Below are 783 nucleotides of genomic sequence, written 5' to 3' on the forward strand. Positions count from 1 at the left end.
GACTTGCTGCGGGAGATGCCCGAGTAGAGCAGGATCACGTTGTTGCTGTTGTTCGGATCCTGGTCGGTGACCTTCAGGGCGTTCCAGACCGCCGAGTACGACAGCTTCGTCTGGTCGCTGATGATCGTGTGCAGGGCGGACTTGAGGGCTGTGCCGGTCTTGCCGGACGCGGCGTCGTAGTACGCCGGATCGTAGGACGCCGTCGTCGTCGTGGCTGTCGTCGTGGCCGTCGCCGCGGCCGGGGTGGCCGTCGCGGCGGGGGCGGTGAGGCCGGCGAGCACGGCGGCCGTGGCGAGTGCCACCGCCTTGCGGCGCGGTATGCGTATGGCGAGCATGTGGGGTGTCCGATCTACGCGGGTTGCACAGAGGAGATACCCGAGAGACTGGCATGGACATGCAGTCAACTGCGTGGAGACGACGTGTCGATTGCGTGACGAGAGTCCGACGCCGTGTAGAAGGCGCGCGCCCCTGAAATGTTGCGGAGGGATGAAATCCGCTTCCGCCGGCGTTGGAGCCTTCCGGAAGATCAGGACGATCGGAGGACACCGCGTGACAGCGCAACGGGGATGGGCACGACGACTGGCCGCCTACGCGTGGCGGCACCCCAGGAACGTCGTCCTGGCCCTCGGTTCGTCCCTCGCCGGCATGGCCGTCATGGCCCTGGTGCCGCTGATCACCAAGGTGATCATCGACGACGTCATCGGCGACAAGACCCGGGACATGGGCACCTGGGCCGGCCTGCTGGTCGGCGCCGCCCTCGCCGTCTACGTCCTCACCTACATC

1 protein-coding gene and 1 pseudogene are annotated in these 783 nt (G+C 66.9%); one reads left to right on the top strand and one right to left on the bottom strand.

The genetic code is table 11. The features are described 5' to 3' along the window. Positions 1 to 335: pseudogene (locus LPA54_RS33630) on the bottom strand (ribonuclease); the annotation flags it as partial. 214 nt (positions 336 to 549) lie between these two features. Between LPA54_RS33630 and LPA54_RS33635 the strand changes: the two are divergent. Beyond that, positions 550 to 783 (top strand): hypothetical protein (locus tag LPA54_RS33635; protein ID WP_228984501.1); only part of this gene is annotated, 234 nt, incomplete at its 3' end.

This window comes from Streptomyces sp. DH12 (assembly GCF_020873895.1).
In the GTDB taxonomy this organism is placed as follows: domain Bacteria; phylum Actinomycetota; class Actinomycetes; order Streptomycetales; family Streptomycetaceae; genus Streptomyces.